Below are 18,372 nucleotides of genomic sequence, written 5' to 3' on the forward strand. Positions count from 1 at the left end.
TGAGCGTTTAACGATTTATTATTCAATTCAGAACGCTTTACATTCAAAATCAATATCTTGAGACACTCATTTTAATTATTAAATCGAAATTTGAATAATGCTAGTTTCATCATCATATCGTGCATGTCCTATTTTACTATTATGTATAAGTTTTTTTTTAAACCTTACTAGTTTTTCCCAAAACTGGACGGAAAAAAATGAAAGCGAAAACTATGTAGCAAGGCATGAGTGTGGCTTTGTTCAAATTGGTGATAAGTTTATCATGTTTGGCGGTCGTGAATCATCACAAAGGTTAGACGTTTATGATTATGCCAATAATACTTGGGAGCAAGGCGGAGTGGCTCCAGAAGAATTCAATCATTTTCAAGCCATCCAATACCAAGGTTTAATTTGGGTAATTGGAGCCTTCAAAACAAATTCACCAAACCCGGAACAAAATGCAGATTATATTTACATGTATAATCCTGCTACAGTACAATGGATTCAAGGAATGGAAATTCCCGAGTCACGAAAACGTGGGTCTGCAGGATTAGCTGTTTATAACAATAAGTTTTATCTTATAGGTGGAAATAATAACGGACATAGTGGTGGCTATGTATCATATTTTGACGAATATAACCCAAATACAGGAAACTGGACTTCATTAAACAATGCACCAAGACCTAGAGATCATTTTCAAGCAGCTGTTTATGGTGATAAATTATACGCTATTGGAGGGCGATTAACAGGTGGTCCAGGAGGCTTATTTGAGCCCCAAGTTCCTGAAGTAGATGTGTATGATTTTACAACCGCGCAATGGTCCACTTTAAATACCAGTAATAACCTACCTAATCCAAGAGCAGGTCTGGGTGTTACTGTCTTTAATAACGAAATTTATACGCTAGGCGGCGAGACCACATTTAACAGACCCAACAATGGTCAAGTATCCATTGTTGAATCATTGAACCCAACAACAAATTCATGGACAACTCAAAGTAGTTTAAATTATCCAAGACATGGTTTTCAACCCATAGTTTCTGGGAATACTATGTATGTTGCAGGAGGCTCTTCAGGAGGTATTGTTATCCGAAACATGGAATATCTAGGACCAGATAATGCAACAGGAGCACCAAATATTAATAGCACATTTACAGCTGATGAAACTACCAAATTTTTTGAGTATGGACCTGATTTTGGTACTGTAACTATAAACATTCAATTAAGCAATACTGGCGGAACCACAGGAACGTATATAGATGATATTTCCATATCCGGAACTGACTATACATTAGCTAACACCTACACTAATCGGTTAATTGATGTTAACTCCAATATTACTATTCAAGCAATTCTTAACAATACGACGCAAGATACTAGCTTGGGCATAGTAACAGTTACTTACAACAACACTAACACATTAACAATTGCTCTAGAAGGAACCTTAAACCCAACATTATCCGTAAGCTCATTACAAGAGATGAACCAAAAAATCATTGTGTATCCATCACCTACAAAAAACTCGTTTTCCATTAATCAGTCGGTTTCTAAATTACAGATTTATGATTTAACAGGTAAGCTCATAAAAGATTTTTCTGGAGATTTTGGGGACACTCATTATTTTAACGTTTTAGAACTTTCGGATGGGCTCTATATTATAAAAGCTCTCAACACAAATCAAGAGCAATTTACAGGTAAATTACTTAAAGAATAAGACTTGTTCATTAACAAATATATAAGTTGATTAATTTTGTAAGAATTATCCAAGTTTCTTTTTTAGCATACATAATACACCTAATTCCTCTCGAGAAAGGTTTTCATTCTTTTTAATTAATCGGTTCACTTCTTTTTTAAAAAAATTAATTGTTTTACCGTTATTATATTCATCAATAACACGTGGGTCAATATAGGAGCTTCTGGCTACAGATGGGGTATTACCCAAACGTTCACTAACTTTTATTACGGCATCTTTAATATTTTTATCAAGCTCTTTTTGGTCCTTTTTTTCGGGTGCACCAATTTCATCTAATGCCATGGCAGCAATTACAGTACCTGACCATGTACGAAAATCTTTAGCCGAAAAATCTTCTCCCATGACTTCTTTTATATAGTCGTTTAAATGTTCGCTATTGACATCCTGCTTCTGGCCTTTTTCGTCTATAAATTTAAAAATTTCATAACCAGGCAATTCGTCAATTTCTTTAACAATTTTTGCTAATTTGGCGTCTACAATATGCCGTTCTTGCTCTTTACCGGACTTACCAATATAATTAAAAATCAACTCACCACCATCAATGGTTAAGTGCTTACTTCTCATAGTTGTTAAACCATAAGTTTCATTCTCTTTCGTGTAATAATCACTACCTGGCCTAAAATAGGCTGTTTCTAATAACCGAACCATACACGCCAAAACTTTCTCACGCGTTAAAGAACGTTTTCTAAGATGCTGACCCGTAACGCGACGCATGTGTTCTAGCTGGTCAGCAAAAATAATTATTCTATCAAACTTTTCTTGATTTCGCTTTTCTATGAATTTAGGATTGTAGATATATTGCTTCCTATTTTTATCATCACGACCAGTAACTAAAATTTTAGCTCCCTTGTTGTTATTTATTTCCACATCTGTCCAAGCAGGTGGAATAACAAGAGATTTAAACCATTCTTTTAAACGCTGATCTTTAACGGTTTCATTGGATTTATTAACATACCGAAACCCTTTTCCATGCTTTTTTCTCCAATACATCTTTTTTTTTGAATCACTAAATTAGAAAAAAAATAGAATTCGAATGCATGAATTTTTAACTCAAAAAAAAAGCTTCCGTTTTCACAGAAGCTTTTCGAGTCGTTGTGCGGGCGGGGAGACTCGAACTCCCACACCTTGCGGCACTAGATCCTAAGTCTAGCGTATATTGCACCAAATTACATCAAAGTCATTCATTTTCAATTGATTATATGTTTCTGCATTTTCTTTAATATCATCTAATATCAATTGATTTCAACATTTGTTGTACCTATGTTGTACCTGAAAAGAACAATAATTTCGTATCTTTATGGTGTTCCTAGGTAAAGGAATACATTCAAAATGGAATGTTGTACCTATGTTGTACCTGATTTGACTTTCGTACTCAAAACAGGTCAATTATGTCATCAAATGCAAAAATAGTACTACGCAAAAAACCGAACAGTAAAGGTCTATATCCACTAGCTATTCGTATCACAAAAAATCGTCGCTCAACATATCAATATGTCGGTCATTATATCGACTTAGAGGATTGGGACGAAAAAAACATTCGAGTAAAAAAATCAAATCCAAACGCGGACAGTTTAAACAAGTTGTTGTCACAAGAACTTTCTGATGCCAATAAAGCACTTATTGATTTGCAATCAGAACACAAAGATGCTTCTGCAAACCAAATCAAAAAAGAGCTATACGCATTGGGTAATACTTCTACCTTTTTTGAACTTGCCCAAGAGCATCTCGATGAATTGAAAGCTGCTGAAAAATTAAACCGCCTATCCACAGATAGTGCTTTGGTAAGTTATATCTTAAAATTCAATAAATCCAAACAACTTTCTTTTCAGGAAATCGACGAGCGTTTCCTCAAGAAATTGATGATATATCTAAAAGTTGAACATTCTCTAGCCGAAACGTCAATAATGAATATACTGGTATTTATCCGCTTATTGTTCAATAGGGCAATAAAGCTTAAAATTGTTAGTAGGGAATTGTACCCTTTTGGTGGTGATAAGATTAAAATTAAATTTCCGGAAACAAATAAAATTGGGTTGAATATTATTGAAGTAAGAGCTATAGAGGCTCTTGATAATTTAACGTTAGCCGAAATGCACACAAGAAACGTTTGGCTTTTCAGCTTCAATTTTGCAGGAATGCGAGTTACTGATGTGCTATGGATAAAGTGGTCAGACATATATGACGGCAGATTGCATTATAGAATGAACAAAAACTCAAAGTTACTATCCTTGAAAATTCCCGTTAAAGTTTTAAAGATTTTGGATTATTACAGAGATGATAAGAGATATGCAACGGATTTTGTCTTCCCAGAATTAAAAAAAGCGAATCTTGATGATGCAAAAGACATCTATAACAAAAGAAAGACAGCCACCAAAAAATTCAATGACAACCTAAAATCCATTGCGAAAAAGGCAAAAATAGATAAGAAGGTTACTATGCACATTGCAAGGCATACTTTTGGTAATATCGCTGGTGATACCATCCATCCCTTAATGCTGCAAAAATTGTATCGTCATAGCGATTTAAAAACCACATTGAACTATCAAGCTAATTTTATTCACAAAGAAGCAGATGATGCTTTGGATAGTGTGGTAAATTTTTGAACTATTATTAGCAGCCATCTGAAAATATTTTAAAGTCATATTTCAACATATTCAATTGCCATTCCCTTACCTTTGCCAGCATAATTTTATGTTTATGGTGTTAAAGGTTAAATGGACTGAATTTAAAAGCAGTCTTGAAAGTTTTCAGTCCAAAGGAAATGCGCTTCTTGAAAAATATAAAGCAGCAAGAACTGAGGATTTATTAAATGAGTTGAAAGAGGAAAAACAATCGTGGGAAAACGATGTAATCAGTTATGTAAAGGCTTCTTTTGACCCTGAACACACCAATTTTGCATACGAGTTTAAGGCTCAACAAGAGTATAATTTCGGAATGAAATTAGGTGTCGACCAAAGAGTCAAAAACACTATTCAAACCATCAAAGATGAAATTAATGGGCTTGATTACTATTTAAAAATATTATCCATTTCAGATGCTATTGTGCGAGCTGATGACATTGATTTAGAAGAGCGTAAAAACCTTGATACCGAAGGCATTCTTGACCTTATACTTTCTAAACTATATGAACTGTATAATGATGGGAAATACTACTCTATTAAGTGGATTCTTGAAGGTAACGGCCTAAAGTTGAGTGGGCGTAGTGAAGATTGGGACTATGGTAGAATGCTTGAAGAACGAGGCCTTATTGAGACTATGAATGGTCGTGAGGTAAATGCCAAACTAAAACTTGAGGGAAAGTATGCCATTGAACAAGCCAGAAAAGCACAGGTACCCGACTACTCAAAAATTAGTGATTCTGATGAAGAATTAAAAGAACTTTTGAAAGAGATATTATCCGAGATTAAAAAATCAGGATATGGTCAACAAATCATCTTCGATGAGTTTGATGAGTTGCGCAATGACATTCCGCATCTAAGCAAAAAATCGTTTGGTCAGTTATTAAAATCAAAACTTGGCGATTTGGTCGCAGCCAAAGCCTTTGACAAAACTTTGGCCAGCGACATATTTAAACAATTTACTGACCAAATATTTCCATTTTAACGTATGGGAATATGGGCAGACATTAAAAATAGAATAGTTCAATTTTTCCGAAAAGAACCACCACTGGAATATGAGGTAACAGAATATGTGTTTTCGGACAGACAACCTCTTGATGGTTCTTCGACCATTTCATTTTTCGTAAACAATCCCAAGCCAGATGTAAGTGTTACCAGAACTTTTGATAGTGAAGACCAAGCTGTTAATTGGCTTATGGGAAATCGAGATTTCAAAAGGATGTTATTTAGCAATGTATTTCCATCATCAAATTCGGTGAAATACCATTGTGGCGTTAAAGAACCTATCACAATCCCAAACAAAATGCCTGGGGATATTGACATTCTTCTGTATGAGCAAGGAAAGGAACAAAATGCGGTTGGAATAGAATGTAAAATAGTAAAAACCGAATCGCTTGAAAATCAACCACCAAAGATAAACAAGATTACAAGCGTTCAAAAAAAGGGAACTATTCAGGCAAATGGATATACCAAAATTGGATTCAACAGGGTTTATCTGCTAATCATACTATTGGATGATGGTCGGCATTACAAAAACCCCAATGTTATATTCAGAACTACTACTTCAAAATGGCTAAAAGAATTGTATGGTTTTGACTGGCAAACCCGAATGAGTGATGATATTGGAATTATTTACGTCCACATTAATCAATTTACTACGAACCATATAAATCAGACCAAAGGATTAGGATTGCGTGTAGAGCGTGAAGCAATACCAGTTTTACAACCTGAAGAACTAACTGATAAAATCAAAAAACTGGATTCATAAGATAATTTGAAACGTATAGGAACTTGCGGGATATGCCGACATCATAGTAAACTAACGTTTGAGCACATTACACGAGATTGTAAACTGAAGTCTCTATAGTTTGTCTATTCATTTTATCAAGTGCTCGGTTCTTGCCTAAAACATTCCACCAACATCCCATAAAGTTCCGGATGTTTCTTTTTTAACAAGTCTGGACGCTCAAAAAAATACTCTGACGCAACCGCAAAAAATTCCGCTTGGTTTGTACCGCCATATTTACGAATATCGGAATGGTTATCGTTAATCGCTTCCATTTCTTTATGGATTAGGTTTAACCACGGTATCGCATATTGGTGCTGCAATAATCGTTCTGGTACCCCATCCGTTCTATCATCGAGCTTATCTATTAGGTGTACAAATTCGTGGATGCCAGTATTGTTTTTATCACTTTTATTATTGAAACCGTGGTATAACGCTTTCTTGGACAAAATCATTTGCTTTTCAAATCGTCCGTTCCCTACAATCCCACCAATATTGCGAGATTTATCCCTACTGCCAAATTGCATATCCTCATTAAAATTGTCAGGATATAAAAGTATTCCGCTTAAATTGGTGTAATGCCATTCTTTAAAGCCAAACACGGGTATTACCGCACTCGCAGCAATTAGAATTTTATCGAGCTCTTCCAATTCCAATTTCACTCCGTCAATATAGACTTCGCTCAAAAATTGCATCATTCGCTGTTGAAAAACCTTTTGATTTTCTTCTGAAAGATTGCGATAATAGAGCACATTTTCTAATAACAACCCGTGCCAATGTTCTGGAAAAGGTTTAACCTTTCGTCGCCTTGCTTTTCTGTAAAAATGAATGGCAAAAAAAATGACGACACCTAAGAGAATTACATAAACCATCCTTATTCAGAAGTATTAATCTATGGATTCCGCTTTGAACCCTACTTTTTGCAAAGTAACCTTCACTTCTTCTTCCGTCGCACTATCGGTTTCTACGGTTAGTATCTTATCGGGATTGTTCGTATCCACTTCCCAGCTTTCTACACCTTCTTGCTTGTTTAAAAAAGGGGTAACTTTTGACACACAACCGCCACAATTGATATTTGTTTTAAATTTTAAAGTTTTCATTGTATTTGAATTTATAATTAATATTAAAGTTTTATTCGTTTAAGCCTTAAGCTATTTAGAACTACAGATACGCTACTGAATGCCATTGCCATTCCTGCTATCATTGGGTCCAATAAGAATCCATTTACGGGATACAAAACGCCTGCTGCAATTGGAATACCAATGAGATTATAAATGAATGCCCAAAATAGATTCTGACGTATGCCCAATACGGTTCTTTTTGATAGTTCCAACGCTTTTGGAATAGATTGCAAATCAGACGTTATCAATGTCATTTTCGCAACGTCCATTGCTATGTCCGAACCTTTACCCATTGCGATACTTACATTGGCTTGTGCCAAAGCGTGGGAATCATTGATGCCATCACCAACCATAGCTACTATCTTACCATCAGCTTGCAGTTTTTCCACAAAAGCTGCTTTCTCTGAAGGCATCACTTCGCCTTGGTAATTTGTTATTCCTACTTGTTTTGCGACAGCAGATGCAGTTTTATTATTATCTCCTGTAAGCATATAGACATCAATGCCTCGTTCTTGAAGCGTTGCTATGGCCTTTTTTGAAGTTTGCTTAATCTTGTCTGCAATAGCGAGTATCGCCAGCACTTGTTCATCATTTCCATAGAAAATGACTGTTTTCGCTTGCTCTTCGAGGCTTTCTGCTGTTTGCATTAAGGAAGCGTCAATTTGAATATTTTTCTCAAACATTAGTTTATGATTCCCCACATAGTATTTCGACCCATTTTTTGCTTGAGCTTTCACACCCATCCCTGTAATACTTTCAAACGAAGCAATATCCACTTTTTCAATATTTTCATTTTTTAAGTGGTTGACTACCGCTTCAGCCAAAGGATGTTCTGATTGTGCTTCTATTGCCAAAAGAATTTGTTTGTATTGATTTTGATTTTCAAGTTTATCCTTCCAAAGTATATCAGTTACTAACGGTTTCCCTTCTGTAATTGTGCCTGTTTTGTCGAGAATGACCGCATTCACTTTATGACCGAGTTCTAAACTCTCGGCATCTTTTATAAGAATATTGTTTTCTGCACCTTTACCAATACCCACCATAATGGCAGTAGGTGTTGCCAAACCTAACGCACAAGGACAGGCTATAACCAATACTGCTACAGATGTCAACAAGGCTTGTGAAAATGCATTATCCCCTCCAGCCGACATCCAAATAATAAAGGTAATAACAGAAATCCCTAATACAATCGGAACAAATATTCCTGCGATTTTATCAACTAGTTTCTGTACAGGTGCTTTACTTCCTTGGGCTTCCTGAACCATTTTAATGATTTGGGAAAGCAAGGTTTCTCCACCTACTTTTTCAGCAATAAATTGGAAACTACCTTTTTGGTTTACCGTACCCGCAAATACTTTTCCACCATCTGATTTTTCTACTGGAACTGGTTCTCCCGTAATCATACTTTCATCTACATAAGAGCTTCCTTTAGACACCAACCCATCTACAGGAATTTTATCTCCAGGTTTTACCAAAATAGTTTGACCTACTTGCACAGTCGAAATAGGAATCTCCTTTTCTTCCCCATTCTCAATAATCTTTAGCGTTTTGGGTTGTAAACCCATCAGCTTTTTAATGGCTGAAGAGGTATTGGATTTTGCCTTTTCTTCCAAGAGTTTCCCCAAGGAAATAAAGGTTATAATGACAGTAGCCGCCTCATAATAGACGTGAGGCTCGATACCACGACTCAACCAAAATTCAGGAAAAAAGGTGTTGAAAACACTAAACAAAAATGCAATTCCGGTACTCAAGGCCACCAAGGTATCCATATTCGCCTTACCGTGTTTGGCTTGCTTGAAAGCATTGATAAAAAAGCTACGACCAAACCAAAATAGAATAGGGAAAGCCAATAGTAAAGAAATCCACTTACCTGGTTCCCATTGCATAAAAAACATTCCTAATACAAAAATTGGAAGCGTAAGAATGGCTGACCAAATAGTGCGATTTTTTATGTCTTGATAGTGCTTTTGCTGTAGTTCTTGTTGTACTTCCGAAGGATTCTCCGCATCAATGATAATGTCATAGCCCACTTCGCGAAGTGCATTTTGAAGTTGATTAGGACTCAACTCTTTGTCGTACTCTACAAGAACAGAGCTATTGGCAAAATTTACGCTTGCATCAAAAACGCCTTCCGTATGCTTTAATACAGATTCAACGCTTGCTGCACACGATGCGCAGGTCATTCCTGTAACCGGGAATGATTCTTTTATTCCTTGTTTATGGGTCTTTTCTTTGGTTTCAAATATGTTAATTGTATCCATAGTCCTATTCTAATTTGTACTCTGCAAATTTCAGGATTAAAAGACTTTAATGTATTATGTTATTTGCTGAATGATTTGTAGAATTTGCTGATTACGGAAACTAACGACACTTTATGTCGTTAATTGCTCAACTTTAATATTCTTAAAGCACCTTTAATGACTATAACAAAGACAATTGTTCCAATAATCAAATCTGGTTTATTGGAATTTAACCAGTAAACTAAAAGTCCTGCAGTTATTACACCTGTATTGATTATTACATCATTTGAGGTGAAAATCATACTTGCTTTCATATGCGCTTCGTCTTTGCTTTTTGATTTTTGAAGGAGGTATAAACAAATTCCATTGGCGATAAGTGCAAAAATTGAAACGATAATCATTGTTGAAAAATCTGGTAGTTTTTCCTCATTAAAAAATCTCCTTAAAACTTCCAGAAATCCAATCGTGGCTAGTAATATTTGAAAATATCCAGCAATTTTAGCTATTCTTTTCTTTTTGATTAAAGTTCCGCCAACTGCAAAAAGACTAATTCCATAAACAAAACTGTCTGCTAACATATCCAAACTGTCCGCAACAAGTCCCATTGATTTTGAAATCAAGCCCGTTGTCATTTCAATAATGAAAAAAGCAAAGTTGATTGCAAGAACCGTCCAAAGCAATTTCCTTTGATTTGTATGTTCTTCGAAATCGGTTTGCTCGGTTTTTTCTGTCGATATTTTTTTTCCACCCAAATTCAGTTCGTATAAAGACTTTTCAATTTGGTCTATTTCTCCAAAATGAAAAACAGTCAATTTTCGATTGGGAATATCAAAATTCAAATTCGCAATACTTGAAATTCCGTCTAATTTCATTCGGATTAGATTTTCCTCTGAAGGACAATCCATTTTGGTAATTTCAAATGTTGTTTTTTGCATAATAATTGTTTATTAACAACAACTTTTATTCTCTTGAATTGATGGACAAGCAACAGTTCCATAAGAGCAATAAACACAACAATCTCCTTCATTTGGTTTCAGAACCGTTTTGCAGTTCTCACACTCGTAAAAGAATTGACAAGCATTTGTTGGCATATCTTCTTCTTTTTTATATCCGCAGTTTGGACAGGTAATTTCTGATTTTAATATGAGTTCCATTAGTTTTCTTTTTTATCGGTTACTTTATACCCAGTTGAGTTAATTGCTTTTTCAATTTCTGTTACATTGGTTTCGGTTTTGTCAAATTCAATGATTGCATTTCCATTTTCGTAGGATGCTTTTGAGATTACAATTCCGTTAAGTTTATTTACTTCGTGATTTACGTGTTCTTCGCAACTCGCACAAGTCATTCCGCTGATTTTAAATTCAGTTGTTTTAATGTTTGATTTGTCAACTACAATTATTTGCTTTTCTGTGTTTGGGTAAAAAATTCCTGAATAGTATGGGAAAGCCAACATCACAATCGCAAATGCGGTTACAATTCCTAAAAAGGTTTTTGATTGAATAAATTTTGTTTTTCCTGCCTTGCCGGCAGGCAGGTCGTCCGTCTCACATTCGCAGTCAATTTCTTTTTGCGGTTTTAGTTTTTGATACCAAGCAAAACCAAGAACTAAAATTGTTAGTCCGATTAAATAAGGTCTAAAAGGCTCAATCCAAGAAAATGTTGAAGCAATTCCACTTGTTCCTGCGATTAAAGCCAAAACTGGTGTCATACAGCATAATGAAGCTGCAATTGCAGTTAACAAACTTGTACCAATTAATTTGTTTTCACTTTTCACACCGTCTCAATTATTTTGTTTTTCTCAAGTATATCAAAAAACGGATTTAGTAATTTTTCGTATTCAGCAGTAAGTGAGTAAAAAATTGTTTGAGCTTCTCTTTCTGTTTCCAATAGATTTCGGTCTTTCATTTTCCTTAAATGTTGAGAAATAGCGGAAATATTCATTCCGAGAATATCGCTTAAATCACAAACGCAAAGCCTTTTTTCCTCAAAGAGTAGGTAAAGAATTTTTAGTCGAACACTATTTCCAACCAATGAAAGTCCGTTCGCTAAATAGTCGAACGAGTCGTTTAATTCCGAAACTGTGTCTTTGCAACGGTTCATTTGTTCAATATCAGCTTTTTGTCTTATGCAAGAATTATTTTCCATAATGCAAAGCTACTATTATTTCTTATTTAAGCAAATACTAAAATAAATAAACTTTAAATTGTTAGGAAGATTTTAGCTCTTTAATGTTATTAAAGGGGATTACTATTGACGAAAACCAAATATGTTGCTGGCTTATAACGTTACAATTGTCTTTTAAAACTACAGAACAAGAAATTTTGTGTGGTGTTGAATGGTGTTAAGTGGTCTTCCGTTACACACTGTATTTTATCAAATCCATTTTTAAATTCCATAGTTAATTCATCTTCGTCGTATTGCTTTATGTCAAGTCCGCTACATTTTTTTGGTCCGATTGAAGAAAAGGTTCCTATTATTAAATAACCGCTTACACATTTTGTCGCTGTTTTAATATAATTTTTAATCTGTTGGTCCGTAGTAAGAAAATGAAAAGTTGCCCTATCGTGCCAAACATCAAAAGACGAATCAGGTTTAAATTCGGTAATGTCGCTTACAATCCAATTAACTTTGTTTGCTTTCTTTCCAAGCCTGTTTTTTGCTTTAGCAATTGCTCTTTCTGATGTGTCTAGTACAGTAATGCTATTAAATCCTTCTTCAAGTAAATGGTCAACAAGTTTACTGTCTCCGCCTCCAACATCGATGATTTTTGCATTTTTATTTAGCCCAAATGAATGAATAAACTCCAGCGAAGTTTTTGGTGTTTCTTGTGTCCAACTTACTTGGTCTGGATTTTTAGTTTCGTAAACTGATTCCCAATGTTTCTTTCTGTCTATTTTCATTTTGATGCCTTTATTCGGCTTTTAAATATATTGATATATAATTTTGATTTTAAATTATCCCAATTAATAGCAGAGAAAACACTTTAAATCTCATCCAAAAATTTACGGTTTTTATCAATTGCCTTTTTAAACTGTGAAGGTGTCATTCCTGTAACTTTTTTAAATTGGTTACTCAAATAGGCCACACTACTGTAATTCATTTTAAAGGCTATTTCACTCAAAGTTAATTCGTCGTAAACTAAAAGTTCTTTTATATGTTCAATTTTTTGGTTGATAATGTATTGCTCAAAGGTGATACTTTCAACCGATGAAAACAGTGAGCTTAAATATTTATAATCAAGATGTATGTTGTCGCTTACATAATCTGCCCATTTAATGTTCAGTTCGCTGGATGAGATATGAATTTTATTTACAACCAATGTTTTCATCTGTTCGATAAGTTGACTTTTACGGTCGTCAATCAAATTGAAACCTGAATTTTGAAGGGCTTCGGAAAGCTCTTTTTTGGTGTTTGTATTTAATGTTGACAATAATTTAACCTCTCCCAATTTAATAGAAGCATAGGATATTTCAAGTTGTTTTAAAATATTGGATACTGCCGAGATACATCTTGGGCAGACCATATTTTTAATATAGATAATCTCACTCATATAATACTTGTTTTAAAACAAGGTTAACCCAGATTTGTTTAGTGAATAGTAAACAGCAGCTATCGCAGCAATTACAAAAACCAATACTATCACAACAAAAGCTATAATTTTATCTTTTTTTGAGATATTACTTTTAGGTTGATGCTTCTTCCTTTCATTTTTTCGTCTATTTCTTCTTCTTTCACTCATTATCGTTCGCCATTATAAAACCAAGATTATTTTTTGGCCTTATGAAGATTACTTGATTAATCCGTAATTCGTTTTATTTTAAAGTTGCTTTTACCTCTCCACAGGTTAACATAGCCTCTCCATAATATGGATTTCGCACTTCTTCTTCCAAACTTATCCAATAGGCACCTTTATTGTTATCGGCCATTGGGCAAAACTGGATATATACATTTTGATTGACCCCAAAAAGCTGTACACCACTTATCATATGTGCCGAAAGATGCTTGAAATGCCCTCTTTGTGCTGCTATGTCTGAACTGTTCTCAATAGCATCTGCTGATGACTTTAGTTCCTTTTGAATGGTCATCCAATGGTTATGTGCCTTTTCATCAGATAATAATTTCATATCTACTTTTTTCAAGGACTGGTTGATTTGTTCTCCTGCTTGTTGAGCACCCTTGGTATCAGTGTTTACTAATGCGTCCTTCAAAAGAATGTAATCATCAAAAACCTGTTCTAACTGAATCTGAAATTTGTTTGAAACCTTAATTCTTTCCTTCATTTGAGAATGATCGGTTACATCCATATTTTCTCCAGAACTATCTTCTTGCATTCCCAAATGCCCTTCGTGTCCCGTCATAGTTTTACCTCCTTCTTGATTCATCATTGATTTTTTACCCTGAAGCTGTGCCGCGGCATCTACTGTAAACGTGCCGTTAGTTACCACTTCATCTCCATTTTTTAAACCTTCAAGAACGGTATAACTATCGCCAGTGGCATTGCCCAATAAAACTTCTTTCATCTCAAAAACAGCTTTATCAGGGTCTGTTTTGACATAGACCACAGAACGTTCGCCCGTCCACATAACAGCCGTTGACGGTATGGAAACGGTGTTCTCTGTGCTCGTTTGAGCACCCTCGATTATCCCTTCCACAAACATTCCCGGCTTAAAAAGGTCTTTTTTATTTTGTAGAACTGCTCTCACGACCACCGTTCTTGTAGCAGAGTTTAATAAGGGGTCAATAAACGAGACCGTGGCGTCAAACACTTCATTTCTATAGGCATTGGTGGTTACTTTAATGGTTTGTCCTTCTTTTAAGGACGCAATTTGGTTTTCGTAAGCATCAAATTCTGCCCATACTGTATTGAGATTGGCAATTTTGTACAAGGGTTGTCCTTGTTTTAAATAATCTCCTTCCTCTACCATTTTCTGTGTTACCGTTCCTGATACGGTTGCGTACACAGGAAAGTTTTCTTGTACTTTCCCAGAGTTTTCTATGGCGTTGATTTGCTTTTCTGAAAGTTTCCAAAGTTTAAGCTTGTTTCTAACAGCTTTATATAATTCTGGTTGCGATTCTTTTAAGGATGAAGCGGTAAGCAGTTCTTGCTGTGCCGCAACTAATTCTGGAGAATAAATAGTTGCCAAGCGTTGTCCTGCGCCCACACGTTCTCCAGTAGAATTAACGTATAATTTTTCAATTCTTCCTCCAAAATATGTGACCTGTACGGCATTTGACTCTTCATTTGCTTTTATCTTTCCAGATAACTTTAGGGAATTATTTCCCATTTGTCCTTGTCCCACAAGTGACGTTTGAATATTGGCTAGGGCCATTGCGTTATCGGTCATTTTGATTTCATTGGCATTGAGGCCATCGGCACCCGATTCAGCTGGAATTAAATCCATTCCACATATTGGGCAGTCGCCAGGTTCTGGTTGCATAATCTGTGGGTGCATAGAACAGGTCCACATTTGATTAGTAGCAATTTCTTCTGAATGTTCGTGATTGTCTTTAGCACTATTAGTTGCCTTATCAGTAGAATCTCCACCGAACAGCAGAAAGCCGCCTAGAAGGCCAACAATCAAGGCAATACCTATATAAATGATGTTTTTTTTCATTGTTTTTGTTTTTATTTGTTATTTTCTAATCGTTTAATCATTGCTTTCATTTCTGCAATTTCCTTTTCTTGTGCTTTAATTATATCATCTGCTAATTTCTTCACTTCCGGGTCTTGTATATCCGCTCGCTTACTGGTTAAAATGGCGATAGAGTGATGCGGAATCATAGCCTTCATATAAAGCACATCGCCAATAATTGGGGCCTGTGCCCTCACAAGGCCTAACGCACCACCAAATAGGACAATACTTCCAAGAACAATTGCTATATTCTTCTTTTTGTTTTGGTACATATTACGCATTGCCACAAACATAATAATGGCCATAGCGGCAATACCCAAACAGCTCATATAAAATCGGGTAAGACTAAAATAGACGTGGTCAATTTCATAAGAGTTTAAGTACATTGTAACGTACATTGCTATGAAGGATGCCACGAGCATACCTACAAATTTTGTGTAGTTGTTTTTCTTTGAATTTTGATTTGAATTTTCCATTTTATGTTGGTTTTAGTGTTACTTATTTGCGTTTCTTTTTAATCAATTTTCTAATTGTGGGCGATGATATGTACCAAAGTAAGAACCCACTTAATACTGTAATTAACCCTAACAATGAAAACGCCCGCAGGATTATGGTATTAAAGTTGTCCCTGCCTTGATAGTCCATAGTGTGGGTCATCCACAAAAAATCGAACCAGCGCCAGTTTCTATGACGAACGGTCTGAAATGCACCATTTTCTATGGCGACATAAGCCTTCAGGTTTTGTGGGGTTTTATATGAAATCTCATAAGCTGGCAATGGACGGCCACGGTATTCGTGATGCTCATCTACCTTCTCAATTCGTTTTATACTACTTATTTCGAAATCGGGCAGCATATATCTGTTGGCTACCTCTTTTGCTTCAGCTTTAGTAATACCTTTTTTTACATTACCCGTTTTAGCACTAAATAAATTAGCTTCGTTAATCCAATAGTACGGCTCATTGGCTATTTCCAATAATTCCAAAGTTTGAATAGGTTTCTCACTGTTTAATTTTGCTGTTCCCAATAAATTGAAAAAAGCCGTCTGTTTTGGTGTTTCCTTTTTAAACTGGTCGCCGTGTATTTCATCAATATCCGTCCAGCTAAAATACATTCCGCTGACAGTCCACATCAAGAATTGAATGCCTAGGAATATACCCAAGTATCGGTGCGCTTTTCGAATCCATTTTGCTGTCTTTCTGTTGACCATACTTTCTATAATTTAATTCACAAAGAATTTGACAATGATTCCACCAGCCAACCATACGTAACAGATATAGGCAACATATTTTAAAACCTTTTCAAGCAATGGGCTTTTAGGTGCCATCTCGCTCATCTTACTTTCGATGTCCTTCTTTTTAAAGAACCCTAAATAAATTAAGTAGCCCGTAATTGCTAAAAAAGCCATATTCAAAAAGAACGTATAGTCAATTTTAAAATAGTCACTATCTTGAATTTTAACCTGTGAAGGGTCTGGTAACATACTAAACAGGTCAAACGTATAATGCAACACCAAGGATGTGCCGACCAATGCGGTAAACAACAGGAACAGAATGAAGAGAGACATCTTCCAACCATAATATTTTGCATTGATGCGCAATACAGGAAAAACAACCAAATCACTAAAGATAAATGCCATAACCCCTGCAAAACTCACCCCTTTCCCAAACAAAAGTGCTGCTAAAGGAATGTTTCCCATAGAACCGATAAAGGTTAGAAAAGCAGCTATTGGACCAACAATAATGTGTTCCAAAATTTCAAGAAAAGTAAAATCTGTATTGCCTTGTCCACTATTGATAAATAAGGTCTGAAAAAAAGCATCAGGAACAAAGACTGCAACAATACCTGCTATGGTAAAGCCTACAGTTACATCTTTCCATACCATTTGCCATTCCATCTTATATTTTTTGGCAACGCGCGCCCAATTGTCTTCTTTCTTGATTTGCTTTTTCCAATCCTTGGAATCGTCCATCCCATCATCATCCTCGTTTTCCAAGTTTTTCCGAGCTTTTTCGATAAGCTTTTTAGGATTGATAAGGCGAATGAGAATCCACGAAATAAGAATTAAAAGAATTCCGCCTACGTATTCGCCAACTACAAACTGCCAGCCAAGAAATATGGAAATGATGATTCCCAATTCGATAACCAAATTGGTGGATGCAAGCAAGAAAGCTATAGAGGATACAAAGCTTGCCCCTTTTTTGAAAATTGATTTTGTGCCAGCCAAAGCCGAAAAACTACAAGAGCTGCTTATAAAGCCAAAAAAAGTGCCCAAGAGCATACTCTTGCCTTCATTTTCTCCCATAGTTTTCTGCATTCTCTTTTCGGTTACAAAAATTTGTATCATACTACTAATGATATAACCTAAAACGAATGCCCAAAGTGCCATCCAGAAAAATCCGGTGGTAGTGTAGGCAGCTTCTCCCCAATGTTTTAAAAAGTCATTCATATTTTGATAATTGTTAATTTTAGTACTTTCATTATTTTAGCCACTTATGTGTTGACGTGAATTCTATTAATGTTTGCAATACCAAATACTAATACCAAAAAGCTCAAGAAAACTTCCATCATTACCAATAGTTTGCCTGAAATAGATAACGGGACAATATCTCCAAAGCCAACCGATGAAAAAGTGATTAAACTGAAATATAGAAATTCAAAAAATTGTAGGAAAAATGAGCTACTGGACAACGTAGCGAATTTAAAATTTTCTGAATTCAAAAGATATAATGCCTGATAATCTGCTGAAAACGATAAGACAATCAAAATAATCAAGACTGCAAATAAGGTAAGAACGTGGGTTAGTTGATGACTTTCGCCTATTATTTTACTTAATTGTATAAAAGTGAGCCTAACGATAAATACTGTTTTAACCAATGCTAGACCAACAATTAAGAAAGGTAGAAACAGGCTGTTGGAATCTACACCTGCCCATAGTATATAACTTAACGATAGAGCAATCACAATACTTGCAGTAAGCAATACTTTTTTAAACAGTTGCTTGTAAAAGCCTGTTCTTTTAGATTTTTCTATTGTGTTTTCTTTAGCCATTTTAACTTACTTTCTTAGCTAAATAACTGAAGCGCCAATGCACCACCAACTATTAAGATTAGGATTGTATATACTATATAATTGAGCCATTTTTTAACAACAGATTTTTCTGTTGTTTGGTGACAACCATCTTTGCAACATTCTTTCATTACTATCTATTTTTTTCCCTATTGTTACTTACAAAAGCCTATAAAT

20 protein-coding genes are annotated in these 18,372 nt (G+C 35.3%); 4 read left to right on the forward strand and 16 right to left on the reverse strand.

Features of this window, described 5'->3' with window-relative positions; genetic code table 11:
- Positions 1–97 precede the first annotated feature (97 nt).
- Positions 98–1,690: a Kelch repeat-containing protein gene (locus BM239_RS00755; protein WP_092205747.1), complete on the forward strand. Its 1,593-nt coding sequence runs from the start codon at positions 98–100 to the stop codon at positions 1,688–1,690.
- Positions 1,691–1,735: 45 nt separating this feature from the next.
- On the opposite strand, the gene BM239_RS00760 is transcribed toward BM239_RS00755, so the two are convergent.
- Entirely contained in the window at positions 1,736–2,719 is a 984-nt protein-coding gene (locus BM239_RS00760; protein ID WP_092205748.1) for a DNA topoisomerase IB, read from the reverse strand.
- A 398-nt stretch (positions 2,720–3,117) separates the two neighbouring features.
- On the opposite strand from BM239_RS00760, the gene BM239_RS00765 reads away from it, so the two are divergent.
- Genes BM239_RS00765 through BM239_RS00775 form a run of 3 tightly spaced genes read left to right on the forward strand, consistent with a single transcriptional unit; the run spans position 3,118 to position 6,115 of the window.
- Positions 3,118–4,332: a site-specific integrase gene (locus BM239_RS00765; protein ID WP_092205749.1), complete on the forward strand. Its 1,215-nt coding sequence runs from the start codon at positions 3,118–3,120 to the stop codon at positions 4,330–4,332.
- A gap of 55 nt (positions 4,333–4,387) precedes the next feature.
- The gene (locus BM239_RS00770) at positions 4,388–5,332 is read left to right on the forward strand and encodes a hypothetical protein (protein ID WP_245758164.1); all 945 of its coding nucleotides are present in this window, start codon (positions 4,388–4,390) and stop codon (positions 5,330–5,332) included.
- Positions 5,333–5,335: 3 nt separating this feature from the next.
- Positions 5,336–6,115 (forward strand): hypothetical protein, encoded by a 780-nt coding sequence (locus BM239_RS00775; protein ID WP_092205751.1) that lies wholly within the window; start codon positions 5,336–5,338, stop codon positions 6,113–6,115.
- A 116-nt stretch (positions 6,116–6,231) separates the two neighbouring features.
- On the opposite strand, the gene BM239_RS00780 is transcribed toward BM239_RS00775, so the two are convergent.
- The 15 genes from BM239_RS00780 to BM239_RS15550 form a co-directional block, all read right to left on the reverse strand.
- Positions 6,232–7,005 carry a M90 family metallopeptidase gene (locus BM239_RS00780; RefSeq protein WP_092205752.1) on the reverse strand — a complete coding sequence of 258 codons (774 nt, stop codon included), beginning with the start codon at positions 7,003–7,005 and terminating at the stop codon, positions 6,232–6,234.
- A gap of 15 nt (positions 7,006–7,020) precedes the next feature.
- Positions 7,021–7,233 carry a heavy-metal-associated domain-containing protein gene (locus BM239_RS00785; protein WP_092205753.1) on the reverse strand — a complete coding sequence of 71 codons (213 nt, stop codon included), beginning with the start codon at positions 7,231–7,233 and terminating at the stop codon, positions 7,021–7,023.
- Positions 7,234–7,256: 23 nt separating this feature from the next.
- On the reverse strand, positions 7,257–9,515 hold the full coding sequence (locus BM239_RS00790; protein ID WP_092205754.1) for a heavy metal translocating P-type ATPase: 2,259 nt from the start codon (positions 9,513–9,515) through the stop codon (positions 7,257–7,259).
- Positions 9,516–9,634: 119 nt separating this feature from the next.
- On the reverse strand, positions 9,635–10,429 hold the full coding sequence (locus BM239_RS00795) for a cation efflux transmembrane domain-containing protein (protein ID WP_092205755.1): 795 nt from the start codon (positions 10,427–10,429) through the stop codon (positions 9,635–9,637).
- A 12-nt stretch (positions 10,430–10,441) separates the two neighbouring features.
- A complete protein-coding gene (locus BM239_RS00800) occupies positions 10,442–10,648 on the reverse strand; it encodes a GDCCVxC domain-containing (seleno)protein (RefSeq protein ID WP_092205756.1) in 207 nt (68 codons plus the stop codon).
- Positions 10,648–11,268, reverse strand: coding sequence for a mercuric transport protein MerTP (merTP, locus tag BM239_RS00805; protein WP_092205757.1), 621 nt, complete (start codon positions 11,266–11,268; stop codon positions 10,648–10,650). The genes BM239_RS00800 and merTP overlap by 1 nt, the downstream gene beginning before the upstream one ends.
- Positions 11,265–11,639 (reverse strand): ArsR/SmtB family transcription factor, encoded by a 375-nt coding sequence (locus tag BM239_RS00810; RefSeq protein ID WP_092205758.1) that lies wholly within the window; start codon positions 11,637–11,639, stop codon positions 11,265–11,267. Before BM239_RS00810 ends, merTP begins: the two co-directional genes overlap by 4 nt.
- Before the next feature lie 140 nt (positions 11,640–11,779).
- Complete coding sequence (locus tag BM239_RS00815; protein ID WP_092205759.1) at positions 11,780–12,394, reverse strand: class I SAM-dependent methyltransferase; 615 nt, start codon at positions 12,392–12,394, stop codon at positions 11,780–11,782.
- Positions 12,395–12,477: 83 nt separating this feature from the next.
- Positions 12,478–13,044, reverse strand: coding sequence for a helix-turn-helix domain-containing protein (locus tag BM239_RS00820; protein ID WP_092205760.1), 567 nt, complete (start codon positions 13,042–13,044; stop codon positions 12,478–12,480).
- Between the two features lie 262 nt (positions 13,045–13,306).
- Positions 13,307–15,109 (reverse strand): efflux RND transporter periplasmic adaptor subunit, encoded by a 1,803-nt coding sequence (locus tag BM239_RS00825; protein ID WP_092205761.1) that lies wholly within the window; start codon positions 15,107–15,109, stop codon positions 13,307–13,309.
- 11 nt (positions 15,110–15,120) lie between these two features.
- Positions 15,121–15,603 carry a DUF305 domain-containing protein gene (locus BM239_RS00830; RefSeq protein WP_092205762.1) on the reverse strand — a complete coding sequence of 161 codons (483 nt, stop codon included), beginning with the start codon at positions 15,601–15,603 and terminating at the stop codon, positions 15,121–15,123.
- A 22-nt stretch (positions 15,604–15,625) separates the two neighbouring features.
- The gene (locus BM239_RS00835) at positions 15,626–16,336 is read right to left on the reverse strand and encodes a PepSY domain-containing protein (protein WP_092205763.1); all 711 of its coding nucleotides are present in this window, start codon (positions 16,334–16,336) and stop codon (positions 15,626–15,628) included.
- Positions 16,337–16,348: 12 nt separating this feature from the next.
- Positions 16,349–17,575, reverse strand: a complete 1,227-nt coding sequence (locus BM239_RS00840) for a permease (RefSeq protein ID WP_092205764.1) — start codon at positions 17,573–17,575, stop codon at positions 16,349–16,351.
- Positions 17,576–17,619: 44 nt separating this feature from the next.
- Entirely contained in the window at positions 17,620–18,177 is a 558-nt protein-coding gene (locus BM239_RS00845; RefSeq protein WP_092205765.1) for an ion channel, read from the reverse strand.
- Positions 18,178–18,191: 14 nt separating this feature from the next.
- Positions 18,192–18,326 (reverse strand): hypothetical protein, encoded by a 135-nt coding sequence (locus BM239_RS15550; protein ID WP_262484321.1) that lies wholly within the window; start codon positions 18,324–18,326, stop codon positions 18,192–18,194.
- Positions 18,327–18,372 lie beyond the last annotated feature (46 nt).

Origin of the sequence: Algorimicrobium echini, assembly GCF_900115185.1 — a bacterium.
In the GTDB taxonomy this organism is placed as follows: Bacteria; Bacteroidota; Bacteroidia; order Flavobacteriales; family Flavobacteriaceae; genus Algorimicrobium; species Algorimicrobium echini.